This is a genomic window from Lutibacter oricola, assembly GCF_900106565.1.
In the GTDB taxonomy this organism is placed as follows: Bacteria; Bacteroidota; Bacteroidia; order Flavobacteriales; family Flavobacteriaceae; genus Lutibacter; species Lutibacter oricola.
The window spans coordinates 128,076-152,812 of the sequence record NZ_FNNJ01000005.1; the positions used below are offsets into that span (position 1 = coordinate 128,076).

24 protein-coding genes and 2 tRNA genes are annotated in these 24,737 nt (G+C 30.0%); 18 read left to right on the top strand and 8 right to left on the bottom strand.

The window, feature by feature from the left end; all coding sequences use genetic code 11:
* The 6 genes from BLU40_RS10825 (at position 1) to BLU40_RS10850 (ending at position 7,197) form a co-directional block, all read left to right on the top strand.
* Positions 1–507 carry an LptE family protein gene (locus BLU40_RS10825; protein WP_090123296.1) on the top strand — a complete coding sequence of 169 codons (507 nt, stop codon included), beginning with the start codon at positions 1–3 and terminating at the stop codon, positions 505–507.
* A 4-nt stretch (positions 508–511) separates the two neighbouring features.
* Positions 512–1,279, top strand: coding sequence for a hypothetical protein (locus tag BLU40_RS10830; protein WP_090123298.1), 768 nt, complete (start codon positions 512–514; stop codon positions 1,277–1,279).
* A 3-nt stretch (positions 1,280–1,282) separates the two neighbouring features.
* Positions 1,283–1,615: a preprotein translocase subunit SecG gene (gene secG / locus BLU40_RS10835; RefSeq protein WP_090123301.1), complete on the top strand. Its 333-nt coding sequence runs from the start codon at positions 1,283–1,285 to the stop codon at positions 1,613–1,615.
* Positions 1,616–1,772: 157 nt separating this feature from the next.
* The gene (locus BLU40_RS10840; protein WP_090123303.1) at positions 1,773–2,051 is read left to right on the top strand and encodes a co-chaperone GroES; all 279 of its coding nucleotides are present in this window, start codon (positions 1,773–1,775) and stop codon (positions 2,049–2,051) included.
* Between the two features lie 102 nt (positions 2,052–2,153).
* Entirely contained in the window at positions 2,154–3,791 is a 1,638-nt protein-coding gene (gene groL / locus BLU40_RS10845) for a chaperonin GroEL (protein WP_090123305.1), read from the top strand.
* A 250-nt stretch (positions 3,792–4,041) separates the two neighbouring features.
* A complete protein-coding gene (locus BLU40_RS10850) occupies positions 4,042–7,197 on the top strand; it encodes a carboxypeptidase regulatory-like domain-containing protein (protein WP_090123307.1) in 3,156 nt (1,051 codons plus the stop codon).
* 52 nt (positions 7,198–7,249) lie between these two features.
* Here BLU40_RS10850 and BLU40_RS10855 read toward each other — a convergent pair whose 3' ends face one another.
* From BLU40_RS10855 to xrtF, 3 genes are all read right to left on the bottom strand, one after another.
* A complete protein-coding gene (locus tag BLU40_RS10855) occupies positions 7,250–7,783 on the bottom strand; it encodes a heavy metal-binding domain-containing protein (protein WP_090123309.1) in 534 nt (177 codons plus the stop codon).
* A 73-nt stretch (positions 7,784–7,856) separates the two neighbouring features.
* Positions 7,857–8,300, bottom strand: a complete 444-nt coding sequence (locus BLU40_RS17885) for an exosortase F system-associated membrane protein (RefSeq protein WP_090123311.1) — start codon at positions 8,298–8,300, stop codon at positions 7,857–7,859.
* The gene (gene xrtF, locus BLU40_RS10865) at positions 8,293–8,832 is read right to left on the bottom strand and encodes an exosortase family protein XrtF (RefSeq protein ID WP_090123314.1); all 540 of its coding nucleotides are present in this window, start codon (positions 8,830–8,832) and stop codon (positions 8,293–8,295) included. The genes BLU40_RS17885 and xrtF overlap by 8 nt, the downstream gene beginning before the upstream one ends.
* Positions 8,833–8,872: 40 nt before the next feature.
* Between xrtF and BLU40_RS10870 the strand changes: the two genes are divergently transcribed.
* The 7 genes from BLU40_RS10870 to rodA all read left to right on the top strand — a co-directional run bounded on the left by BLU40_RS10870 (position 8,873) and on the right by rodA (position 16,790).
* On the top strand, positions 8,873–9,328 hold the full coding sequence (locus tag BLU40_RS10870) for a GAF domain-containing protein (protein ID WP_090123316.1): 456 nt from the start codon (positions 8,873–8,875) through the stop codon (positions 9,326–9,328).
* Positions 9,329–9,705: 377 nt separating this feature from the next.
* On the top strand, positions 9,706–11,232 hold the full coding sequence (gene purH, locus BLU40_RS10875) for a bifunctional phosphoribosylaminoimidazolecarboxamide formyltransferase/IMP cyclohydrolase (RefSeq protein ID WP_090123318.1): 1,527 nt from the start codon (positions 9,706–9,708) through the stop codon (positions 11,230–11,232).
* A gap of 54 nt (positions 11,233–11,286) precedes the next feature.
* Positions 11,287–12,315: a rod shape-determining protein gene (locus BLU40_RS10880; RefSeq protein ID WP_090123320.1), complete on the top strand. Its 1,029-nt coding sequence runs from the start codon at positions 11,287–11,289 to the stop codon at positions 12,313–12,315.
* Positions 12,316–12,333: 18 nt separating this feature from the next.
* Entirely contained in the window at positions 12,334–13,164 is an 831-nt protein-coding gene (mreC, locus tag BLU40_RS10885; protein WP_090123322.1) for a rod shape-determining protein MreC, read from the top strand.
* Positions 13,157–13,663 carry a rod shape-determining protein MreD gene (mreD, locus tag BLU40_RS10890; RefSeq protein ID WP_090123324.1) on the top strand — a complete coding sequence of 169 codons (507 nt, stop codon included), beginning with the start codon at positions 13,157–13,159 and terminating at the stop codon, positions 13,661–13,663. Before mreC ends, mreD begins: the two co-directional genes overlap by 8 nt.
* Entirely contained in the window at positions 13,664–15,523 is a 1,860-nt protein-coding gene (mrdA, locus tag BLU40_RS10895) for a penicillin-binding protein 2 (protein WP_090123326.1), read from the top strand.
* Complete coding sequence (rodA, locus tag BLU40_RS10900; protein WP_090123328.1) at positions 15,513–16,790, top strand: rod shape-determining protein RodA; 1,278 nt, start codon at positions 15,513–15,515, stop codon at positions 16,788–16,790. The genes mrdA and rodA overlap by 11 nt, the downstream gene beginning before the upstream one ends.
* Positions 16,791–16,919: 129 nt before the next feature.
* On the opposite strand, the gene rpsT is transcribed toward rodA, so the two are convergent.
* From rpsT to proS, 4 genes are all read right to left on the bottom strand, one after another.
* Positions 16,920–17,171 carry a 30S ribosomal protein S20 gene (gene rpsT, locus BLU40_RS10905; protein ID WP_090123330.1) on the bottom strand — a complete coding sequence of 84 codons (252 nt, stop codon included), beginning with the start codon at positions 17,169–17,171 and terminating at the stop codon, positions 16,920–16,922.
* 22 nt (positions 17,172–17,193) lie between these two features.
* Positions 17,194–17,265 (bottom strand) — tRNA-Glu (locus BLU40_RS10910).
* A 48-nt stretch (positions 17,266–17,313) separates the two neighbouring features.
* Positions 17,314–17,385 (bottom strand) — tRNA-Glu (locus tag BLU40_RS10915).
* An 88-nt stretch (positions 17,386–17,473) separates the two neighbouring features.
* On the bottom strand, positions 17,474–18,952 hold the full coding sequence (gene proS / locus BLU40_RS10920; RefSeq protein ID WP_090123332.1) for a proline--tRNA ligase: 1,479 nt from the start codon (positions 18,950–18,952) through the stop codon (positions 17,474–17,476).
* Positions 18,953–19,051: 99 nt separating this feature from the next.
* On the opposite strand from proS, the gene BLU40_RS10925 reads away from it, so the two are divergent.
* From BLU40_RS10925 to porT, 5 genes are all read left to right on the top strand, one after another.
* The gene (locus BLU40_RS10925) at positions 19,052–20,170 is read left to right on the top strand and encodes a hypothetical protein (protein ID WP_139170946.1); all 1,119 of its coding nucleotides are present in this window, start codon (positions 19,052–19,054) and stop codon (positions 20,168–20,170) included.
* Positions 20,171–20,194: 24 nt separating this feature from the next.
* Positions 20,195–21,529 (top strand): OmpP1/FadL family transporter, encoded by a 1,335-nt coding sequence (locus BLU40_RS10930; RefSeq protein WP_090123336.1) that lies wholly within the window; start codon positions 20,195–20,197, stop codon positions 21,527–21,529.
* Between the two features lie 134 nt (positions 21,530–21,663).
* Positions 21,664–22,560 carry a NifU family protein gene (locus tag BLU40_RS10935; protein ID WP_090123338.1) on the top strand — a complete coding sequence of 299 codons (897 nt, stop codon included), beginning with the start codon at positions 21,664–21,666 and terminating at the stop codon, positions 22,558–22,560.
* 5 nt (positions 22,561–22,565) lie between these two features.
* Entirely contained in the window at positions 22,566–23,291 is a 726-nt protein-coding gene (gene ubiE, locus BLU40_RS10940; protein WP_090123340.1) for a bifunctional demethylmenaquinone methyltransferase/2-methoxy-6-polyprenyl-1,4-benzoquinol methylase UbiE, read from the top strand.
* A gap of 3 nt (positions 23,292–23,294) precedes the next feature.
* Positions 23,295–23,990, top strand: coding sequence for a type IX secretion/gliding motility protein PorT/SprT (porT, locus tag BLU40_RS10945; protein WP_090123343.1), 696 nt, complete (start codon positions 23,295–23,297; stop codon positions 23,988–23,990).
* Here the strand turns inward: porT and BLU40_RS10950 are convergent.
* Positions 23,987–24,715 carry a TrmH family RNA methyltransferase gene (locus BLU40_RS10950; RefSeq protein WP_090123345.1) on the bottom strand — a complete coding sequence of 243 codons (729 nt, stop codon included), beginning with the start codon at positions 24,713–24,715 and terminating at the stop codon, positions 23,987–23,989. The two genes, porT and BLU40_RS10950, sit on opposite strands and share 4 nt — an antisense overlap.
* Positions 24,716–24,737: the final 22 nt, after the last annotated feature.

Sequence of the window (24,737 nt, forward strand, 5' to 3'; positions counted from 1 at the left end):
ATGAAAAAATTACACCTTATCATATTTGCGGTTTTTATAGTATTTACACAAAGCTGTGGTATTTATTCTTTTACAGGAACAAATATTAGTCCTGATGTAAAAACAGTACAAATAGATTATTTTCCAAACAACGCTATTTTGGTTGAACCAGGCTTAAGCCAAGCTTTTACAACCGACTTTAGAGATTTATTTGATACACAAACTAATTTAACATCTGTTAGTTCTGGCGGCGATTTACAGTTTGAAGGGGAAATTACGGGGTATAAAATTAATCCTATGACAGCTACAGCAGATCAAACTGCTGCACAAAATAGGCTAACAATAACTGTTAATGTACGTTTTTACAACAATAAAAATGAAGATGATAACTTTGAGAAATCATTTTCTCACTTTGTAGATTATGATGGAGACGTACAATTAGTAGGTAGTTTGTTAGATGATGCTTTTGAAGAAATTAACGAGCGTATTACACAAGATATTTTTAACGCATCTGTTGCAAAGTGGTAATTAAATGAATAGTACTGAATTTACATATTTACTTGAAAATCCAGAAAAAATTGATGGTCTAAACACCTCAAAACTGGATACAGTACTAAATGAATTCCCATACTTTCAAGCTGCAAGAGCAATTCAATTAAAAGGTTTAAGTAATTCAAATAGCTTTAAATACAATCAATCATTAAAAAAAACAGCTGCTTTTACAATAGATCGTAAGGTTTTGTTTGAGTATATAACATCTCCAATATTTATTTCTAATTCTAAAAAAGTTGAAGAATTAGAAGATATTACTGTAATTGAACCTGAATTAGTTCAAAACTTTATAGAAAACAACAATAGTAATACTGAAGAGGAAAAGAACATTACAGCTACAGTTTTAGAAATTGGAAAACCTCTTGAATTTAAAAGTACTGAGCCTCATTCGTTTAACGAATGGATGCAATTGGCTTCAAAAAAACCAATAAAACGAAAAGAAAACAATAAAATTACTGAGGAGAACGACACAAATTCAACTGATAAATTTAACCTAATAGAAAAATTTATTGCGTCGAATCCTAAAATTAAACCAGTTGATAAAACCAAGCAAAACATAGACATTTCGCAAGAAAGTTCTAAAGAAAATGATCACCTAATGACCGAAACATTAGCTAAAGTTTATTTAGAACAAAAAAAATATGATAGCGCTATAAAAGCTTATCGCATATTAAGTTTGAAATATCCAGAAAAAAGTGGTTTCTTTGCAGACCGAATTAAGGCAATAAAAAAAATACAAAATAAATAAGTCATGACATACAATGTTTTTTTAATCATAATTATGATAGTAGCGCTATTGTTAGTATTAATTATAATGGTTCAAAATCCTAAAGGAGGAGGATTATCTTCTTCATTTGGAGGTGGAGGTACTCAATCTCTTGGAGGTGGAGTTCAAAACACAACAAACTTTTTAGATAAAAGTACTTGGACATTATCAATTGTTTTATTAGCTCTAATTTTATTATCTAACTTTGCTGCACCAAGAGCAACAGCAAGCACTAGTTCTGAAGTAGAAAACACAATTGAGAATAGAGAAGTACAAGATGTACCTGCAACTACAACTGTTAAAGATACTGTACAGTAATCTAAATTCAACAACATATAAAAAATGCCAACGTGTCACACACATTGGCATTTTTTTATGTCTAAAAGTTACCTAAAAAGTATATTTGTCATATTTAGTGCATTGGCACACTTTTAGTCTATTTAATATTCGAATAAATAATTTTAAAAAACATATAATGAGCAACATAAACATTAAACCATTAGCAGATAGAGTATTAGTTGAACCTGCTCCTGCTGAAACTACAACAGCTTCAGGGTTAATTTTACCTGATTCAGCTAAAGAAAAACAACACAAAGGAACTGTTATTGCGGTTGGAAACGGAACAAAAGACGAACCAATGACTGTTAAAGTTGGTGATACTGTTTTATATGGAAAATACGCTGGAACTGAGCTTATTTTAGAAGGAACAGATTATTTAATTATGAGAGAAGCTGATATAATGGCAATTATTTAATTTACGGTTAACTAGTAAATAAATAAACTCTATAAATAACATAACAATTAACTTATAATAAGCTCTAAGTAACATTTAAAAGCTTATTCAAAAAATAATAAAATGGCAAAAAATATAGTATTTGATATTGAAGCACGCGACGGTTTAAAACGTGGAGTTGATGCTTTAGCAAACGCAGTAAAAGTAACATTAGGACCAAAAGGTAGAAATGTAGTAATTGGCAAAGCTTTTGGTGGCCCTTCAATTACAAAAGATGGAGTAAGTGTAGCAAAAGAAATTGAGTTAGAAGATCCATTAGAAAATATGGGAGCTCAAATGGTAAAAGAAGTTGCTTCTAAAACTAACGATCTTGCTGGTGATGGTACTACAACAGCAACCGTTTTAGCACAGGCTATTGTAAAAGAAGGATTAAAAAATGTTGCTGCAGGTGCAAATCCACTAGATTTAAAACGTGGAATTGATAAAGCTGTAATTTCTATTGTTGAAGATTTACAAAAACAATCTCAAGAGGTAGGCGGAGCTTCAGAAAAAATAAAACAAGTTGCATCTATTTCTGCAAATAATGATGAAGCTATTGGAGATTTAATTGCTCAAGCTTTTGAAAAAGTTGGAAAAGAAGGTGTAATTACTGTAGAAGAAGCAAAAGGAACTTCAACTTATGTAGATATTGTTGAAGGTATGCAGTTTGACAGAGGTTACCTATCTCCTTACTTTGTTACTAACGCAGATAAAATGTTAACAGATTTAGAAAATCCTTACATTTTATTGTTCGAAAAGAAAATAACAAACCTTAAAGATTTATTACCAATTTTAGAACCTGTTTCTCAAAGTGGTAAACCTTTATTAATTATTGCTGAAGATGTTGAAGGTGAAGCTTTAGCTACCTTAGTAATGAATAAATTACGTGGCGCTTTAAAAATTGCAGCAGTAAAAGCTCCTGGTTTTGGAGACAGAAGAAAAGCAATGTTAGAGGATATTGCAATTTTAACTGGTGGTACTGTAATCTCTGAAGAAAGAGGATTAACATTAGAAAACACAACGTTAGAAATGTTGGGTACTGCAGAAAGAGTTACAATTGATAAAGATAACACTACAGTTGTAAATGGCGCTGGAGATGCAGACGTTATTAAAACTAGAGTTGCTCAAATTAAATCTCAAATAGAAACTACAACATCAGACTACGATAAAGAAAAACTACAAGAGCGTTTAGCTAAATTGGCTGGTGGTGTTGCTGTTTTATATGTTGGAGCTCCTAGTGAAGTTGAAATGAAAGAGAAAAAAGACAGAGTTGATGATGCTTTACACGCTACGCGTGCAGCAGTTGAAGAAGGTATTGTTGCTGGTGGAGGTGTTGCTTTAGTTAGAACTAAAGATGTACTTAAAACTATTACAACTGATAATTTAGACGAAGTAACTGGAATTAAAATTTTAGATAGAGCTATTGAAGAGCCATTACGTCAAATTGTAGAAAATGCTGGTGGTGAAGGATCTGTTGTTGTTGCTAAAGTAATGGAAGGTAAAAACGACTTTGGTTACAATGCAAAAACTGAAGAGTACATTAATATGCTTTCTGCAGGTATTATAGACCCAACTAAAGTTACAAGAGTTGCTTTAGAAAACGCAGCTTCTGTAGCGGGTATGATCTTAACAACTGCTTGTACATTGGTAGATATTAAAGAAGAAGCTCCTGCTGGTGGTGGAATGCCTCCAATGGGTGGTGGAATGCCAGGTATGATGTAAAAGATTTTCTTAAATATTTAAAAAAGCCGCTTTAATTAAAGCGGCTTTTTTTTGTATAAAATTTTCGATTTAATATTAAAAGACTGAATTTCAATAAGTTTTTATAACCAAACATTAATTTTTATTATTTGATTAAAAATTTGGCACTATATTTATAACGCTATAAAAAACGTTTTCCCTCTCGTTTAAACAATTTTCCCCTAATAAATTATTGTAACCATAATCGGTCCAACTAATTAATATGTATTAAATGAAGCTAACCAAACTAATTCTTTTAGTAATATCAATTGCTGTTTTAAACACTGGAACTTCCCTCCTTTATTCAAAAAACAATAATGCAATTAATAATATAGAATGCACACAAACAATTACAGGTAAAATTATAGATAAAGAAAATGGAACTCCCGTTTTAGACGCATTTGTATCCGTATTTCTTAACGAAGTAGAAATTAAAATAGCTAAAGCAAATATTAATGGTGAATATACTTTTGATTTAAAATGTAATGCTAGCTATAAAATAACTGTAAAATCTTCCAGACATTTTAACAATTCCAAAACTATAAAAACTTCTGGTATTGACAACAATACTTTAAATATAAATTTTGAATTAAACCCAACTTGTTTCCAATCAATTTCTGGTGTAATTACTAACGAATTGTCGAAAGAAAAAATTGAAGATGCAAACGTTACACTTCAGCTTGATGGAGAAGATATTGAAAGTGTTAAAACTAAGAGTGATGGAGCCTATTCATTCGCAATAAAATGTAATACCAATTATAATATTATAGTTAGTAAGGATAATTTTATAAAAGATTTTTATGGTTTTACTTCCACAAAAAATAATAGCGACAGCAGTTCGCACAACTTTATTTTAGAACCAGAATGTATACAAACAATATCTGGAAACTTACTAAACAAAGTTACTAAAGAGCCACTTAGTGGTGAAATTAAATTATACTTAAACAATATTGAAACTGAAACAATAAAAGTAAATAACAATGGTAAATACTCTTTAAAATTTCAATGTACTACCAACTATAGAATTGTTGCTACAAAACCTAATTTTAAAGAAGATTCTTATTATTTTTTAACTGATTTTATTGAAAACAAACAACCAGACTATTACAATTTAAAAAAGGATTTGCTATTAGAACCAAACGAATGCTTTCAAGTGGTTTTTGGTAAAGTATTAAATAAAAACACCGAACAAATTATACCTAATTCAACAGTATCTTTACTTTATCAAGGACACGAAATAAAAACATTTCAAACAAATAATGACGCCTCATTCTTATTTAATATAAAATGTGGTTTAGCATATGAGTTAACTTCATCTAATACTGAAATGAATGCTAGTAGCATTACATTTAAAGCTTCTAACAAAAAAAACGACAAACTTAATAAAGACATCTATTTAGAAGAAAAAGATTGCAACCAAACTATTAACGGAATTGTTGTAAACCAAAACAGTAAAGAACCTATTTCTAACGCTACAATTACGTTGTTTGAAGGAACTTCAGAAAAAAATAAAATAACTACGGATACTAATGGAACCTATAGTTTTAAAGTAAACTGTGAGACTAGCTATAAAATTACAACTAGTAATGCTGAATTTAACTCGAACGAAATTTCTTTTACTACCAATAAAAAAAGAGATAATGCTATTTCTAAAAATATTGAGTTAAAACCTCTTGATTGCAACCAAACTATTAGCGGAATTGTTGTAAACCAAAACAGTAAAGAACCTATTTCTAATGCTACAATTACGTTGTTTGAAGGAACTTCAGAAAAAAATAAAATAACTACGGATACTAATGGAACCTATAGTTTTAAAGTAAACTGTGAGACTAGCTATAAAATTACAACTAGTAATGCTGAATTTAACTCGAACGAAATTTCTTTTACTACCAATAAAAAAAGAGATAATGCTATTTCTAAAAATATTGAGTTAAAACCTCTTGATTGCAACCAAACTATTAGCGGAATTGTTGTAAACCAAAACAGTAAAGAACCTATTTCTAATGCTACAATTACGTTGTTTGAAGGAACTTCAGAAAAAAATAAAATAACTACGGATGCTAATGGAACCTATAGTTTTAAAGTAAACTGTGAGACTAGCTATAAAATTACAACTAGTAATGCTGAATTTAACTCGAACAAAATTTCTTTTACTACCAATAAAAAAAGAGATAATACTGTTTCTAAAAATATTGAGTTAAAACCTCTTGATTGTAACCAAACTATTAGCGGAATTGTTGTAAACCAAAACAGTAAAAAACCTATTTCTAATGCTACAATTACATTGTTTGAAGGAATTTCAGAAAAAAATAAAATAACTACGGATGCTAATGGAAAATTTAGTTTTACCGCTAGCTGCAACACCAAATATTCTATAAATGCAATTGCAGATAATTATACTCTTAACACGAAAGTTATAACTACAAATACAGAAAGAGACCATAACAATTCAGTAAAAATTGAGTTATCTGAAAAAGAATGCAACCAAAAAGTGAGTGGTATTATTAGAGATAAAGAAAGTAAAAAACCTCTAGCAAACACAACTATTACACTGTATCAAAATAATCAAATAATTGCATCACAAACTGTTGGAAATGATGGTGTTTATCAATTTCCTTTGGAATGTTCATCTACCTACAAATTATCTGTATTTAAAAACAATAATTTAGAATCGTTTAGGCTTAAAACTGCACAACAACACAACAGAACGCTTACACTTCATTTTGATATTGAAGCACCTGCTTGTATGCAATTTATTAATGGTTATGTTCTTGAAAACATTAGTAACAATCCAATTCCAAATGCAAAGGTTAGCTTATTAAATTATTCTAAGCAGATTAAAAATGTAATAACAGATTCTAACGGTGCATTTTATTTTCAAATTGACTGTAACACAACATACAGCATAATAGCAGAAAAGTTAAACTATACTAAAGCACAAAAAAACTTGGTTTCTACAAGTACAATATCCCACCCACACAAAATGGATTTAGTTATAGAACCAATTGTTAAAATTTCAGAAAAAAATGGAATACAATATATTGAAACAAACCCAATACTATTTGAACTAGATGAATATGAAATAACTAACGAAGTTAAAGCTGAATTAAATAAAATTATTTTTAATATGAATCAAAACCCTGCTATAAAAATAGAAGTTAATTACCATACAGATAGTAGAGGACCAGATAAATACAATTTAGAATTAACTAAAAATAGAGCAAACGCTACCAAGGATTATTTAATTTCAAAAGGAATTGAATCTAACAGAATAATTTCTAATGGTTTTGGAGAAACCAAACTCTTAAACAATTGCAGTAACAATGTAAAATGTACAGAATTGCAACACTCTAAAAACCGCAGAACAGAGTTTATTGTTAAAAAATAATCACAAAAAAAGCGCTTAATAAAATTAAGCGCTTTTTTATAAAATATGTTTCTTAAGCTTTACAGTCGCAGCTCCCAGGCTCGCAACCATTACAATCTTGCTTAATTCTAGCTAATTTCTTTTCTTTTCCATCACAACTACTTGGCTTACATTCTTTTTTGTCTTTACAGCTAGCAGCAGTTTTACTATCTTTCTTGTCTTTGCAATCTGCAGAAGGCTTACAATCTTTCTTTTCTTTACAATCTGCTGAAGGTTTACACTCTTTTTTATCTGTACAAGATTTTTTACACTCACATTTTCCTGGTTCGCATTTAGTGCATTCCGCTTTATTTGCTTTTAAGTTCATTTTACATGTTGGACAAGTTCCAGCTTCTCCATATGTTTTTCCTTTCTCGCAATCCATTGGACATTGATACGCTAGTTTAGTTTCCGCAACTCTCTCTACAACTTCTTTCACATCGTGATTGTGCCCATCGTGATTGTCATGTTTTTCAGTTTTTACTACTTCTTTTTTAACTTCGTTACAAGAAGTAAATATAACTGCAAACGAAAACATTGCTGCAATTACCAAAATTGATTTCTTCATAATTTATATTGTTTGTTTTAATTTGATATAATTTCGCCTAAAATAGTAAAAATAAATTATTATAAGTTTTCTTTTATTTTTTTGAAGAAATATTTTGAAGTTTCTGATAATAAAACGCTGGTAACAAAACAATTAAAAAAACTGGATGTATTAAAAATCTTCTTGCATAAAAAACAACCATATATGTATTAAAAAAACGGTAGTTTAAATCTAAAATTAAAATAACACTAAGTAAAATAAACATTGCTATATAAAATTTTAAAGCAAACCTTACATAATTACCATTTTTATAAAACAAATAAATTATTATAAGCGAAATAATTGTATTTATAGAAAACCTAAAAAATAACGAAAACGTATATTTTAAATTATTAATTTCAGGAAACTCAATATATAAATAATCACTTTTAAAATAACTTATCAAAGGATCATACATATAGGTGTCAAAAAAGCCTCGCAAAAAAATAAGTAATGCAAATAATACAACTATTAATAATATTTGAAGTTTATTACTCATTTTTCAATTTCGAAAATTTTCTAATCCAAACAAACCAAAGTAAAAAAGTAAGTCCATATATAATTGCAGGAAAAATATAATCGTGCAACCAATGTTCATATTGAGGAAGTTTATATATAGCTACAGCAATTATTCCAATTCTAGCAACATTAACAACATAAATTAATGCGCTTCCAAATAATACATACAAAAAAGTACTTTTAAAGCCTGCTGAAAAAGCTACAACAAAAGAAATAAATAAAATTATAATACTTACTGCATTACAACCTTCAATAACCCTTGCTACAATATTATTATCTATAAATAAATTCATAGAAACTTCATTTGAATTTTGTTCTATTTTAGAATCAACTCCAAATGCATTTAACAACAAATTGGTTTGATTGGCAACAGCTTTAGTTATAGGTGCACAAGCAAAGTAGCTTTCTTTTTTTTGCGTACTACTTAAATAAAAAGAATACAACAAAAACAACACTAAATAAGTGCCAAAAAACTTTAACAAAAAAAATAATACTGTTTTATTTCTTTCCACTAAAAAAGACTTTAATTTTGCATAAAACTACAAATTAAAAATGAACATTACCGTATATAAAGAAGCAATACAAAGCATCATAAATTCAAACAAGCCTAATTCTAGTAAACTTCAATCTATTTGTAATTATTTAAAAGAACAAATTGATTATTACGATTGGGTAGGTTTTTATTTTAAAAATGGAGATAAAAACGAATTAAAATTGGCAGAATATGCTGGTGAAGAAACTGAACACACAATTATTCCGTTTGGAAAAGGAATTTGTGGTCAAGTTGCAGTAAGTAATAAAAATTTTGTAGTACCAGATGTTTCTGCCCAAGACAATTATATTTCTTGCGGTTGGAAAGTTAAGAGCGAAATTGTAATTCCTATATTTATAAACAATAAAAATATTGGTCAAATAGATATAGATTCTCATACAGTAAATCCATTTACTAAAAAAGATGAAGAATTGTTAGAGTTTGTATGTAAAAATGTTTCAAAAATACTTTCTTAAAAAAGCATTTGTTCAACAATTCGATTCGTTTATTAAAATAACATTTCCATTTGTTTTAGAACTCGTACAAGTTCAACAATTAAACTATTGTATTTACAAAACATAAATATTATATTTGCAATAACTAACCCTCTATAATTAATATGTTAAAACGAACCCTAAAACTAGGCGTTTTAAATAAAAACGCATCCAAAAAAGTATCCCTACTTTATAAACTTTTAGGTAAAAACGAACAAAACTCTTCTAATCAAAACTATAATGATATGGTAAATAACTTTTATTCTAAAGTTAAAAAGAAACCCTAAAATTTACCTTCATTTTGTATTGTTTAAATAGCTGATAATTATTAGCTTTGCGCAAACACAACAATACATTAAATGAGCACTACTAAAAAAGCAAAATCTGCACTAATTTCAGTCTTTCACAAAGACGGATTAGGTCCTATTGTACAAAAATTAAATGAACTAGGAGTTACTATTTATTCTACTGGTGGAACCGAAAGTTTTATTAAAGATCAGGGAATAAATGTTGTACCTGTTGAAGAATTAACATCTTACCCTTCTATTTTAGGAGGAAGAGTTAAAACTTTACACCCAAAAGTTTTTGGAGGAATTTTAGCGAGAAGAGAAAACGAAAATGATTTATCTCAACTTGGAGAATTTGAAATTCCAGAAATTGATATTGTAATTGTAGACCTTTACCCATTTGAAAAAACTGTAGCAAGTGGAGCTGCAGAACAAGATATTATAGAAAAAATTGATATAGGTGGTATTTCTTTAATTAGAGCTGCTGCAAAAAACTTTAAAGATGTTATCTGCGTTTCTTCAATGGAACAATATGGCGAGTTTTTAGACATTATGTCTAATGGAAACGGAGAAACTTCTATAGAACAACGTAAAAGTTTTGCTGCAAAATCATTTGCAGTTTCTAGCCATTACGATACTGCAATTTTTAAGTATTTAAATAAAGAAGAAATTGAATTTAGAGAAAGCTTCAATGTTTCTTCACAATTACGTTATGGAGAAAACCCACACCAAAAAGGTTTTTTCTTTGGTAATTTAGATGAATTATTTACAAAACTTCACGGAAAAGAACTTTCGTACAACAACTTATTAGATGTTGATGCTGCTGTAAATTTAATTGGAGAATTTAAAAATGAAGCGCCAACTTTTGCTATTTTAAAACACAACAATGCTTGTGGATTTGCACAAAGAGAAACATTAGTTCAGGCATACATAGATGCTTTAGCTGGCGATCCAATATCTGCATTTGGAGGTGTATTAATCGCAAATAAAGAAATTGATGAAGCAACGGCTTCTGAAATTCACAGTTTATTCTGCGAAGTGGTAATTGCTCCAAGTTATTCTGAAGAAGCTTTAACTATTTTAAAAGGAAAGAAAAACAGAATTATTTTAATTCAAAAAGATGTAGAATTTCCAAATATTAGTTACAGAACAGCTCTTAATGGAGTTTTAGCTCAAGAACCAAATAATATTACAGATACTAAAGAAGGTTTAAAAAACGTTACTAACAGAACAGTGTCTGATAGCGAAATAGAAGATTTACTTTTTGCTTCAAAAATATGTAAGCACACAAAGTCTAATACTATTATTTTAGTTAAAAACAAACAATTATGTGCTGGTGGAACAGGACAAACAAGTAGAGTTGATGCTTTAGAACAAGCAATTGCAAAAGCAAATCATTTTAAATTCGATTTAAAAGGAGCTGTTATGGCAAGTGATGCTTTCTTCCCATTTCCAGATTGTGTAGAAATTGCTGGGAACGTTGGAATTGAAGCTGTAATTCAACCAGGAGGTTCAATAAAAGACCAATTGTCTATAGATTATTGCAACGAGCATAATATTGGGATGGTTTTTACTGGTACTCGTCATTTTAAACACTAATTTTAGTAACTTTGTGAGATTTCAATTTAAAAATTAATAAAACAAAATATATTTATGGGTTTTTTCGATTTTATGACCGAAGACATAGCCATTGATTTAGGTACTGCAAACACCTTAATTATTCACGATGGTAAAGTTATTGTTGATGCACCGTCAATAGTAGCTAGAGACAGAAATTCGGGCAAGATTATTGCAACTGGAAAGAAAGCCAGTTTAATGCAAGGAAAAACACATGAAAACATAAAAACTATTAGACCTCTTAAAGATGGTGTAATTGCTGATTTTGAAGCTTCGGAACAAATGATAAAAGAATTTATCAAAAACATTCCAAGCATTAAAAAGAAATTTTTTACACCATCATTAAGAATGGTAATTTGTATTCCTTCAGGAATTACAGAGGTTGAAAAACGTGCTGTAATTGATTCTGCAGAGCATATGAATGCCAAAGAAATATATTTAATTCACGAACCAATGGCTGCAGCAATTGGTATTGGAATTGATATTATGCAACCTAAAGGTAATATGATTATTGATATAGGTGGTGGTACTACCGAAATTGCTGTAATAGCTTTAGGTGGTATTGTTTGCGATAAATCTGTAAAAGTTGCTGGAGATGTATTTACTGGTGATATTGCTTACTATATGAGAACGCAACACAACTTATATGTTGGTGAACGTACTGCTGAAAAAATTAAAATTCAAATTGGTGCAGCTACAGAAGATTTAGAAACTCCACCAGAAGACATGTTAGTTCAAGGTAGAGATTTATTAAGCGGTAAACCTAAACAAGTTCAAGTTTCATACAGAGAAATTGCAAAAGCATTAGACAAATCTATTTTAAGAATTGAAGATGCTGTAATGGAAACGTTATCTCAAACACCTCCAGAATTAGCTGCCGACATTTATAACACTGGTATTTATTTAGCAGGTGGTGGATCTATGCTTAGAGGTTTAGACAAACGTTTATCTAGAAAAACAGATTTACCTGTGTATGTTGCTGAAGATCCTTTAAGAGCAGTTGTTAGAGGTACTGGTATTTCACTTAAAGATTTAGAAAAATACAAAAACGTATTAATGAAATAGTAATATTTTCTACACAGAATGCAGCAAATAATATATTTTATTAGAAAATTTAGATTCTTTCTGCTGTTTATTCTTTTAGAAACAGTAGCATTATTCTTTACTATTCAACACCACTCCTACCACAGCAGTAAGTTTGTTAATTCAGCAAATAACTTAACTGGCGGCATCTATAGCCAAGCTATTTCTATTGGTGAATTTTTCAATTTAAAATCTGAAAACAAAAGATTAATTGATGAAAACACACATTTAAAAAATATTTTAGAACAGCGAAAACTAGATTCAAGTTCTGAATTTAAAACTCAAATTGACACTCTAAATTATTATCAAAAATACAATTACGTTTTTGCGAAAATTATTAATAATAGTTACTCTAAACCAAATAACTACTTAACCATTAATAAAGGCTCGAAACAACAAATAAATACAGATTTAGGAGTTATAAATAGTAAAGGGGTTATTGGTGTTGTAAAAAATGTTTCCTCAAATTTTGCTACAGTTTTATCTATATTGAATAGTAATTCAAAAATTAACGTAAAACTAAAAAACAGCAGTCACTTTGGTACAATGACTTGGAATGGCGAAGAAACAAATGTTATTCAATTAATTGACATTCCACGACAAGCTGTTGTAAAAGAAGGAGATACTATAATTACAGGAGGAAAATCAGCAATTTTCCCAGAAGGTATTTTAGTTGGAACCATTAAAAATGTAAATTTCGAAAACAACCAATACAAGCAAATTGATATTCAGTTATTTAATGATATGACATCAATTGGTTATGTTCAAATTATAAAAAATCTTCAAAGAGAAGAACAACTTAACCTTGAGAATACTACTGAAAATGAATAAACTAATTTTCTCAAATACGGTTCGTTTTATCTTACTAATTCTTATTCAAGTTTTAGTTTTAAACCACATCAACTTATTTGGTTACTTAAACCCAATGCCATACATAGTTTGGGTACTTTTATTTCCTATTAGAAAAAACAAAACATCATTTTTACTTTTAAGTTTTTTATTAGGTTTAACATTAGATTTTTTCTCAAATTCTGGAGGTATACACGCTGCCGCAACCTTATTTATTGCATTTATTAGGCTGCCTCTGCTAACTATTGTTTTAAGAAAAAATGATTTTGATTATTATCTTTTTAACTTAAGAGGAATTTCATTTAGCAAAGCCATTATTTTTATTTCATTATTAACAATAATTCACCATTTTATCGTTTTTAGTTTAGTATACTTTAACTTTAGTGAAATAATTACCATTCTAAACAACACTTTATTTACTAGTATTTTTACTATTATTTTAAGTCTACTGGGAATTACACTATTTACAAATAAAAAATAAATGAAAAGAACCGGTCTATTAGCTTACTTAATTCTAATTATTGGAGTTATTTACATTGGTAGATTATTCTACTTACAAGTTTTAGACAATTCATATAAAATACCAACGCTTAACAACTCTGCAGTAAAATTAAAATATGAATACCCTGAACGAGGCTATGTTTACGATAGAAATGGAGAACTACTAGTTGCGAATCAATTATCGTATGATATTATGATAATCCCGAGAGAAGTAAAATCAATAGACACTTTAGAACTATGTTCTTTATTAAAAATATCTAAAGAAGACTATATAAAAAAGTTCAACAGAGCTAAAAGATATTCAACTAGAATTCCTTCAACATTTGTTGCGCAACTAGCTAAAAACGATTATGCGTATCTACAAGAAAAAATGCATAAATTCAAAGGATTTTACATTCAAAAAAGATCTTTAAGAGAGTATTTGGTAAATTCAGCGCCAAATGTACTTGGTTATATAAGTGAAGTTAATGAAGATTTAATTAAGAAAAACCCTTATTATCAATTAGGAGAATTAATTGGTAGATCTGGTGTAGAAAGCACTTACGAAGAAACTTTAAGAGGCCAAAAAGGAGTTAAATACATTCAAAGAGATCGATTTAACAAAGAAATTGGTCCGTATAAAAATGGTAAATACGATACCGTTGCAGTTCCTGGAAACGATATTACACTAACTATAGATTCCAAATTACAGCAATATGGAGAGGCTTTAATAATAAATAAGAGAGGTGGAATTGTAGCTATCGAACCTTCAACAGGAGAAATATTGGCACTTGTATCGAGTCCAACTTACAACCCTAACTTAATGGTTGGTAGAAATCGTTCTAAAAACTTTACTAAACTATATTTAGACACTATAAACAAACCTCTTATTGATAGAGGCCTGCAAGGTATGTATCCGCCAGGATCACCTTTTAAAATTATTACGGCTCTAACAGCATTGCAAGAAAACGTAATAAATACCACAACAAGTGTTAAATGTATTAATGGATATCGTTATGGATCTAGAAAAGGTGCTTTTATGAAATGCCACTGTGGTACACATGGCAGCCCCGTTTCGCTAAACAAAGCTATATACAGATCTTGCAACAGTTACTTTGCCAATGCATATAGAAAAGTTATTGAAAAATACCCAACTTCAGAAGAAGGTATGAACACTTGGAATAAACATGTGGAAAGTTTCGGTTTAGGTAATTATTTAAACAACGATTTATCGGTTGGAAGAAAAGGGTTAATACCTGATGGAGATTTTTATAATAGATATTATCCTAGCGGAAGATGGACAGCTACATATACTATTTCAAATTCAATTGGTCAAGGAGAAATTTTAACTACACCTATTCAACTTGCAAATATGACCGCAGCAGTTGCAAACAGAGGTTATTATTTTACGCCACATATTGTAAAAAAAATAAATAACGAGAAAATAAATCAACAATATACAACACCAAAGTATACTTCAATAGATAAAAAACATTTCGAACCTGTTATTGAAGGTCTTTTTCAGGTATTAGAAAACCCAAGAGGTACAGCAAGTTGGTCTAGAGTTAAAGGCATCGAAATTTGCGGAAAAACAGGAACTGCTGAAAATCCTCACGGACAAGATCATTCTATTTTTATTGCTTTTGCACCTAAAGACAATCCAAAAATAGCCATTGCAGTTTTTGTTGAAAATGGCTATTGGGGATCTCGCTGGGCAGGACCTATTTCTAGTTTAATGATTGAAAAATATTTAACAGGAAAAATCACTAAAACTTGGGAAGAGCAGCGAATGTTTAACGGAAGTTTACAAGAAGAATACGAAAAACAATTACAAGAAGAATTAATAGAAGTTGAGAAGTAAAAAAAACAACATATTTTTAGGTATAGATTGGGTCTTGGTAGGTTTTTACTTCGTCCTTATATTTATTGGGTGGCTAAATATTTATGCCGCAACATTAGATGAAATTGACTACGATTTAATAAATTTCTCTACCGAATACGGAAAACAATTAGTCTGGATTGGGTTAAGCATACCTTTAATCTTGTTAATTTTAATGTTCGACTCTAAATTCTACGAAAAATATAGTTCCATTATTTACATAATTTCCGTAGCATCTTTAATTGGATTATTTCTCTTCGGAAAAAACATAAATGGAGCCACCTCTTGGTATAATTTAGGCATATTTAGCTTACAACCTTCCGAGTTTGCAAAAGCCGCTTGTGCGCTTGCTATGGCAAAATTGGTAAGTGATAAACAATTCAACTTAAAAAAAATAAACACACAAGTTCAAGCTTTTAGTATTTTATTAATTCCAGCAATATTTATTACATTACAACCAGATCCAGGTTCAGCTTTAGTTTATGGTGCTTTTATTTTTGTATTATATAGAGAAGGTTTACCAACCTATTACATTACCATAGGTTTTGTAGCAATTATATTATTTATTACCACCTTATACTTTGGGTATTTAAATGTTTTAATAGCAACACTTGCTCTATTTACTTTGTTTATTATCTATTTTTATTTTTTCAGAAAAAAAGTTTTAAAACGTGGTTGGTTAAAACTTATAGGTCTATATTTAATTGTAGCACTATCTACTATTAGTATCGATTTTATTTTTAATCACGTATTTCAACAAAGACATAGAGATCGATTTAATATACTATTAGGAAAGACTGATGACATAAAGAGTATTGGATACAATACAAACCAATCGGTTACTACAATTGCCTCTGGTGGATTTTCTGGCAAAGGATTTTTACAAGGGGAACGAACACAAGGAGATTTTGTACCAGAACAACAAACAGATTATATTTTCTCTACTATTGGAGAACAATGGGGTTTTATCGGAAGCTCGTTAGTTATTATTTTATTTGTAATGTTTACACTACGTATTATTTATACTGCTGAAAAACAAAAATCTAAATTTAGTAGAGTGTATGGTTATAGCATAGCTGCAATTTTCTTTTTTCACTTTGCTATTAACATTGGAATGGTTATAGGTATTTTACCTACTATTGGAATTCCACTGCCATTTTTCAGCTACGGAGGTTCCGCACTTTGGGGCTTTACAGTACTACTTTTTATATTTATTAGACTTAATGCTAACAGAACTTACGAGTGGTAAGCTAAAACAGTTAACATTACGTTTACACATCATTCTAAAAATTTCAATCTTTAATAAAACATATAACACAAAAAAAGCACCTCTAAATAAATAGAGATGCTTACAAAAATTTTTTAATTTTTCTATATGTTATAGAGCAGCTACATGTTTAGCTAATTTAGATTTCATATTTCCAGCTTTATTTTTGTGGATAATATTGTTCTTAGCTAACTTATCTAACATTGCTACTACTTTTGGAAATAAAACTTCCGCTTCTTTCTTATCTGTTAAGGCACGTAAATCTCTAACAGCATTTCTTGTTGTTTTATGCTGATATTTATTTCTAACTTGCTTAGCTCTATTGCTTCTTATTCTCTTTAATGCCGACTTATGATTTGCCATCTTAATTTTTGTTTAAAAATTGTAGTCCGTAGGGGAATCGAACCCCTGTTACCAGGATGAAAACCTGGCGTCCTAACCCCTAGACGAACGGACCATTATTTATTGTAAATACTTTGTAACTTTTAACGTTACTTGAACTTTGTAGTCCGTAGGGGAATCGAACCCCTGTTACCAGGATGAAAACCTGGCGTCCTAACCCCTAGACGAACGGACCATTAAAATGCAACCCTTGGTTATTCCCTTAAATTGCGGTTGCAAAAATACACACTTTTTTTAATCAAACAATGTTTTTTTGAAAAAATTTAATATGCTTTTGCAAATAATACTCTTTGAGTCGATTTTTTACCCGTTAAAATACACTTTCCTTCTTCTAATTTATTATCTAAAGGAATACATCTAATCGTAGCCTTAGTAAGCTCTTTGATCTTATCTTCGGTCTCAATTGTACCATCCCAATGTGCAGAAACAAACCCACCAACATTTTTTATAGCTTCTTTGAATTCTTCAAAAGAATTTACCTCTGTTGTATGTTCTTTTCTGTAAGATATAGCTTTATTAAATAAATTATCTTGAATTTCTTCTAATAAGTTAGCCACCACATCAACAACATCATCTTGAGAAACAGATTGTTTTTCTAATGTATCTCTTCTCGCTACCTCAACTGTATTGTTTTCTAAATCTCTTTTTCCAATTGCAATTCTTACTGGAACACCTTTTAATTCATACTCTGCAAACTTTGCTCCTGGTCTGTAAGTGTCTCTAGTGTCAAATTTAACCGAAATTCCTTTCTTACGCAATTCCTTCACAAAAACGTTTACCTTGTCAGAAATAGCCTCTAATTGCTCTTCTCCTTTATATATTGGAACAATAACAACTTGTATTGGCGCTAATTTTGGAGGTAGTACCAATCCTAAATCATCAGAATGAGTCATAATTAACCCACCTATTAAACGAGTTGAAACCCCCCAAGACGTTGCCCAAACAAATTCTTGCTTTCCTTCTTTTGAAGTATACTTAACATCAAATGCTTTTGCAAAATTTTGACCTAAAAAGTGAGATGTACCAGCTTGTAAAGCTTTTCCATCTTGCATTAAAGCTTCGATAGTATAAGTTTCATCTGCACCAGCAAAACGTTCGCTTTCCGATTTTGCACCTTTAATTACTGGCATTGCCATATAATTTTCAGCAAACTCTGCATAAACATCTTGCATTTGTCTTGCTTCTACTAAAGCTTCTTTTTTTGTTGCATGCGCTGTATGTCCTTCTTGCCATAAAAACTCTGCCGTTCTTAAAAACAAACGAGTTCTCATTTCCCAACGCATAACATTGGCCCACTGATTAATTAACAATGGTAAATCTCTATATGATTGAATCCATCCTTTATACGTATTCCAAATAATAGCTTCGGAAGTTGGACGAATTACAAGTTCTTCTTCTAGTTTTGCAGCTGGATCTACACGTAACTTACCTTCATTATTAGGGTCGTTTTGCAATCTATAGTGCGTTACTACTGCACATTCTTTAGCAAACCCTTCAGCATTTTTTTCTTCAGCCTCAAACAAACTTTTAGGTACAAGCAGTGGAAAATAGGCATTCTCATGTCCTGTTTCTTTAAACATTCTATCTAGTTCTGCTTGCATTTTTTCCCAAATTGCAAAACCATAAGGTTTTATAACCATACAGCCTCTAACTGCTGAGTTTTCAGCTAGATCAGCCTTCACTACTAACTCGTTATACCATTTAGAATAATCTACTTCTCTCTTTGTTAAATTCTTGCTCATAATCAAAAGTTTGGCACAAATATTGCTTCTTTTTTAGTAAAATGTACTAATTTCGACAAAACTAGTACTTTTTGAATTGTTCAACAATAAAAACTACAAATGATTATGGAAGATTCTACTATTTTTAAATCCAAACTTTCACAAGTGAGTGCTCTTTTAGTACTTTTGGTAAGTTTATATTCTTGCGGTACGTATCAAAGTGTATATAATTCAGACAATGATGGAATTTACACAAACGACACTCATAATAGATATTATAACGATGACGTTGTTGAAGTAGTAGATCAAAAAACTTTTGATGAAAATTATTTTTCAAAAAAATTAAATGAAATTGATCAAATTAGTGATGATGATATTATTACTGATATTGATGAGTATTATTATGATGATTCTGAAGAGTTAGATACTAATGATTACGGACCTTGGGAATATACCAATGATGTAACTGTTAATGTTAATTCTGGTTACGGATATTATGGTGGTTTTAATAATTTCGGGTTTTATGGAGGTATTAATAATTATGGTTATTACAATCCTTTTTATCATCCATACCACAACTACTTTCCTTATTACTCTAGTTATTACTACCCTTGGAGGTATAATTACTACAACGCTTTTGGTAACTTCGACTATGTGTATGGTATTGGGTACAACCCTTATTATTCAATTTACTACGGGCCATTTAGTAGCTATGGTAGAAATTACGGGAAAAGAAATTATGGAAAAAGAAATTCCTCGAGTACAAGTTCTCGCAGATATGCTTCTAACACAAAATTAAGCAGGAGATCTTCAGTTGGAGCAATAAATAAAAACGGAATATCATCTAGAAGAAGTACTTCAAGTACTGCAAACAGAATAAAAAGAACTGGAACATCTATTAGTAGTCCTTCAAAATCTATAAGAAGATATAAAACACCATCTAGCTCTACACGTACTAGAACATACAGTTCTCAAAAACCAAAATCAACTAGCAGCTCAAGAACAAAAACTTCTACAAGAAGATCAAGTAGTAATTACGGAAGTTCTAACAATAGAAGATCTACAACAAATAAAAGTTACTCTAAGCCTAACAGAAGTTCAAGCAGCAGTAGTAATTATAGCACAAGTAGAAGAAGCTCTAGCAGTAGCGGATATAGCAGTGGCTCAAGAAGTTCTGGAAGTTATAGTAGCGGTCGATCTTCATCATCTTCATCTAGAAGTAGCTCAAGAAGATATTAATTAAAACATCAAACAGTTAACATTATGAAAAAATTAATTTTAGGTGCAATGCTATGCATTGCCTACATATCTAATGCTCAAACTTTAGACTACAACGATATTGGAGTTCTTTTTTCAAACGAAAAAATAAACGGTACAGCTCGTTACAATGCAATGAGCGGAGCTTTTGGTGCACTCGGAGGAGATTTATCTTCAATAGACGTAAACCCAGCTGGTGCCGCTGTATTTATTAACAGTGAATTTGCTGCAACATTGAGCATTAATAATTCTGAAACAACTTCAACTTATTATAATAACAACTCAATATCTGAAAACGATGCAACAAATTTATCTCAAGCAGGTGGAGTGTTTGTTTTTGGAGGAAACAGAAATTCAGATTGGGGAAAAACCGCAATTGGCTTTAACTACACCATGGCAAATGATTTTGAAGATCTTTGGTTTGCACAAGGAAATAGTGGATATCCAACTTGGACTCAAGGACCCGATGACACAAACGATGTATACCTAGATTCTGACGGACAATATTTTGAATCTCTAACTAACGGAAAAAACAACAAATATTCGTTTACAATTGCAACACAACATAGAGATAATTTATACTTTGGTTTTTCTTTAAACACTTATGATATTGAGCACTATCAAAGAACATTATTAGAAGAAAACAACCACGATGGTAGTGGCAATTACTTAGACGCTTCCTTACTTCAAGAATTATTAACTTATGGAGATGGTGTTTCTGTTAGCTTTGGTATAATTGCTAAACCAAATCAGAACTTAAGATTAGGATTTGCTTACAAATCTCCTGTATGGTACAACCTTTCTGAAGAATATGTAGATTATGATCAAGAATTATATATAAGTAGTACTGATCAATTAATTAAAGATTTTTCTGGAGTAAATGGTTTCGATTACAAATTAAGAACTCCAAGCAAAACTACTTTAAGCGGCGCATATATTTTTGACAAACAAGGTTTAATAAGTGTAGATTATACTTATAAAAACTACAGCAATATTTCTTTAAGTGAAGCAAATTTTAACGATCAAAACACTGCGTTTAAACAAAATTTAGAAAGCACTGGTGAATTAAGAATTGGTACTGAATGGCGTTTTGACAAACTATCTTTAAGAGGCGGTTATCACATAGAACAAAGCCCTTATAAAAATGCCTTTGATTCTGATAATTTAGAAGGGTTTTCTTTAGGAGCAGGAATTAAGTTTAGAGGAGGTAAAATTGATGTTGCTTATCAAAAAGACAATAACACAGCTCCTTATAATTTTTACCCAGATTACAATGTTAATTCTGCAGAATTAGATATTGACAATACAAAAGTTACAGCAACGTTAGTATTAAATCTTTAATAACTAATTTAATTATATGCAAAACGCCTCAAATTTGAGGCGTTTTTATTTTTTAAATAATTACACTTTTGTTTTGTACTTTTGCACAAATAAAGTTGTTTATTTTTAACGACTCTAAATAATTCAATATAAAAATGAGTACAATTTCATTTCAAATAGAACCAACAACAAACGAAAGCATAATTAAATTAACTACTACAGAAATGCTAGTTAATGGAAGCTATCAGTTTAATAATATAGACGAGGCCCAAAACTCACCTCTAGCTCAACAACTTTTTCATTTACCATTTATAAAACGTGTATTTATTTCAGCAAATTTTATTGCTCTAGAACGTTTTACAATTGTTGAGTGGAAGGATGTTCAAAACGAAGTAAAGGAACAAGTTGAAAACTTTTTAAATGATGGAGGAATACTAGTTACTAATGACGAAAGTGAAAAAAGAATACCTATTGAAGTTTATGCTGAAGTTACACCAAACCCTCATGTATTAAAATTTGTATCTAACAAAGCACTTTTTAAAACAGATTTTGAGTTTAAAAATATTGAAGAAGCTAAAAACTCACCTTTAGCAAGCAATCTATTTAGTTTTCCGTTTGTAAAAGAAGTATTCTTATCTGAAAACTACGTATCTATTTCTAAATTTGACATTGTAGAATGGAGCGAAGTTACCAACGAAGTAAGAAGTTTTATAAAAGAATTTATTGCTGCAGGCAATTTATTGGTTGAAGAAGTTGAAATTTCTGAAACACAAGAACAAAATAATTCTTCTGTAAATATTGAAAATCTTGATGATGTTTCTAAACAAATTATAGGCATTTTAGACGAATACATTCGTCCGGCAGTTGCAGCGGATGGCGGAAACATTATGTTCGACTCTTACGATGAAAACACACAAACTGTAAATGTAATTTTACAAGGTGCGTGTAGCGGATGTCCATCTTCTACAATAACCTTAAAAAATGGAATTGAAACTATGCTAAAACAATTAATTCCTGGGAAAATAGAACAAGTAGTAGCTTTAAACTACTAATTTTTATGGCAGAAAAAGTAAAACCTTACAAAAACTCTAACCTTGGTAAAAAGGAACAGGTTACACAAATGTTTGATACTATTTCTAAAGAATACGACGGTTTAAACCGTGTAATTTCTTTTGGAATTGATGTAAAATGGAGAAACAATGTTGTAGATATTATTGCAAAAACCAAACCTTCAACCGTATTAGATATTGCTACAGGAACTGGAGATTTAGCTATTAATTTGGTAAAAACAAATGCTAAAAAAATTGTTGGTTTAGATATTTCTCCTGGAATGCTTGAAGTTGGTAAAGCTAAAGTTGAAAAACTAAAGTTGAACCAAATTGAAATGGTTTTAGCCGATTCAGAAAAAATTCCTTTTGAAGATAATTCATTTGACGCAATTACGGTAGCATTTGGCGTACGTAATTTTGAAGATTTAGAAAAAGGCTTATCTGAGATTTATAGAGTTTTAAAATCTGGAGGTACTTTTGTTGTTTTAGAAACTTCTGTACCTACAAAAACACCTTTTAAACAAGGTTATAACATTTATACAAAACACATAATGCCAACAATTGGCAAAGTGTTTTCTAAAGACAAAGTAGCTTATAAATATTTATCAGACTCTGCAGCTTCATTTCCATACGGAAAAGCCTTCAACAATATTTTAGCAAAAATTGGGTTTATAGATATTGAAAACAAGCCACAAACATTTGGAGTGGCATCTATATACATTGGAAAAAAGTAATTTATGAAAAAAATTGTTCTTCTACTTGTAGTTAGTTTATTTTGCGCAAGCACTTTAACTGCTCAAAAAAAAGATAAAGTAATTTACAAACAAAACTGGGATAAACAAAAGTTGTTTTGGGGTTATTACTTAGGTATAAACAATAAAGATTACAAAATAGATTATACACAAGAAAATGTATTTATTGATGTTACTGCTTCTACAGGTTTTGATGTTGGTTTAATTGGAGATTTAAAACTTACCAAACACATTAACCTACGATTAGAACCTGGCTTATCTAGCAACACTAAAGAACTTGCTTTTACACATATTCCTGGAGGTAAAAAAGATAGTATTAGAGAGGTTAACGCAACTTATTTAAGAGTTCCGTTATTAGTAAAACTAAGCACAGATAGATATTACAATATTAGACCTTATGTAATTGGAGGTGTATCTTACGATTATAATTTTTCTAGCAATCAAGACAATCCAGATGATAACTCGAACGGTGAGTTTAGAATGAAAAAGAACAATTTCACTTATGAATTAGGTGTTGGAATAGATATTTATATGCCATATTTCATATTCTCACCATCTATTAGAGGTGTTTTTGCAATTAATAACGAATTAGTAAAAGACAACGACCCCAATAGCCAATGGACTGGTAATGTAGATAATTTTGGAACTAGAGGAATTTTTCTAAAACTAGCCTTTCATTAAAGTGAACGTCTAAATTCGCTTAATAAAATAGCAGTTGCAGTTGCTACATTTAAACTTTCAGTTTGTTGAATAGTTCCAAAACGAGGTATTGATATAGTATTATTAATTAATTCAAAAACTTCTTTTGAAATACCGTTAGCTTCGTTTCCCATAACTAACACAGCGTTTTTAGGCAATGTAGTTTTATACACATTTTCACCATTCATATCTGCCACAAACTTTGGCAATTTTGTAGTTTGAAGGTAATTTGTAATTGAAGTGTATTTTATAGAAGTTCTTATAAGCGAACCCATACTTGATTGCACTACTTTATTATTAAAACAATCTACAGTATTAGTAGAACAAATTAATTGGCTTACACCAAACCAATCGCACAACCTAATAATTGTACCTAAATTTCCCGGATCATTAATTTCATCTAAAACAACTATTAACCCTTCTTCTACAAACTGATCTTTAGCAGGCATTTCAAATAATGCTAAAACATTATTTGGATTTTTTAAGTTGCTAATTTTTTTTAAGTCAATCTCAGAAATTATTGTTTTACAATTAATGTTTAAATACTCACTATCATTAACACAAAACAAACTATTTAGCTTATAATTCGAATTTAAAAATTCGCCAACAACCTTAGTTCCTTCAACAATAAATAAATTATGTCTAGTTCGGTACTTTTTTTGCTGTAAACTCGTTATTAATTTTAACTGATTTTTGCTTAAACTCATTTATATTTAAATAAAAAATGTA

Bases quoted from the DNA above. Each gene is read 5' to 3' on its own strand.
- secG (WP_090123301.1), top strand. From the start codon at position 1,283: ATGACATACAATGTTTTTTTAATCATAATTATGATAGTAGCGCTATTG.
- proS (WP_090123332.1), bottom strand. From the start codon at position 18,952: ATGAGCAAGAATTTAACAAAGAGAGAAGTAGATTATTCTAAATGGTAT.
- mreC (WP_090123322.1), top strand. From the start codon at position 12,334: ATGCAGCAAATAATATATTTTATTAGAAAATTTAGATTCTTTCTGCTG.
- BLU40_RS10935 (WP_090123338.1), top strand. From the start codon at position 21,664: ATGAGTACAATTTCATTTCAAATAGAACCAACAACAAACGAAAGCATA.
- BLU40_RS17885 (WP_090123311.1), bottom strand. From the start codon at position 8,300: ATGAGTAATAAACTTCAAATATTATTAATAGTTGTATTATTTGCATTA.
- BLU40_RS10855 (WP_090123309.1), bottom strand. From the start codon at position 7,783: ATGAAGAAATCAATTTTGGTAATTGCAGCAATGTTTTCGTTTGCAGTT.
- BLU40_RS10950 (WP_090123345.1), bottom strand. From the start codon at position 24,715: ATGAGTTTAAGCAAAAATCAGTTAAAATTAATAACGAGTTTACAGCAA.
- BLU40_RS10825 (WP_090123296.1), top strand. From the start codon at position 1: ATGAAAAAATTACACCTTATCATATTTGCGGTTTTTATAGTATTTACA.
- BLU40_RS10870 (WP_090123316.1), top strand. From the start codon at position 8,873: ATGAACATTACCGTATATAAAGAAGCAATACAAAGCATCATAAATTCA.
- mrdA (WP_090123326.1), top strand. From the start codon at position 13,664: ATGAAAAGAACCGGTCTATTAGCTTACTTAATTCTAATTATTGGAGTT.
- BLU40_RS10840 (WP_090123303.1), top strand. From the start codon at position 1,773: ATGAGCAACATAAACATTAAACCATTAGCAGATAGAGTATTAGTTGAA.
- groL (WP_090123305.1), top strand. From the start codon at position 2,154: ATGGCAAAAAATATAGTATTTGATATTGAAGCACGCGACGGTTTAAAA.
- mreD (WP_090123324.1), top strand. From the start codon at position 13,157: ATGAATAAACTAATTTTCTCAAATACGGTTCGTTTTATCTTACTAATT.
- BLU40_RS10830 (WP_090123298.1), top strand. From the start codon at position 512: ATGAATAGTACTGAATTTACATATTTACTTGAAAATCCAGAAAAAATT.
- porT (WP_090123343.1), top strand. From the start codon at position 23,295: ATGAAAAAAATTGTTCTTCTACTTGTAGTTAGTTTATTTTGCGCAAGC.
- purH (WP_090123318.1), top strand. From the start codon at position 9,706: ATGAGCACTACTAAAAAAGCAAAATCTGCACTAATTTCAGTCTTTCAC.
- rpsT (WP_090123330.1), bottom strand. From the start codon at position 17,171: ATGGCAAATCATAAGTCGGCATTAAAGAGAATAAGAAGCAATAGAGCT.
- BLU40_RS10850 (WP_090123307.1), top strand. From the start codon at position 4,042: ATGAAGCTAACCAAACTAATTCTTTTAGTAATATCAATTGCTGTTTTA.
- BLU40_RS10925 (WP_139170946.1), top strand. From the start codon at position 19,052: ATGATTATGGAAGATTCTACTATTTTTAAATCCAAACTTTCACAAGTG.
- BLU40_RS10930 (WP_090123336.1), top strand. From the start codon at position 20,195: ATGAAAAAATTAATTTTAGGTGCAATGCTATGCATTGCCTACATATCT.
- ubiE (WP_090123340.1), top strand. From the start codon at position 22,566: ATGGCAGAAAAAGTAAAACCTTACAAAAACTCTAACCTTGGTAAAAAG.
- BLU40_RS10880 (WP_090123320.1), top strand. From the start codon at position 11,287: ATGGGTTTTTTCGATTTTATGACCGAAGACATAGCCATTGATTTAGGT.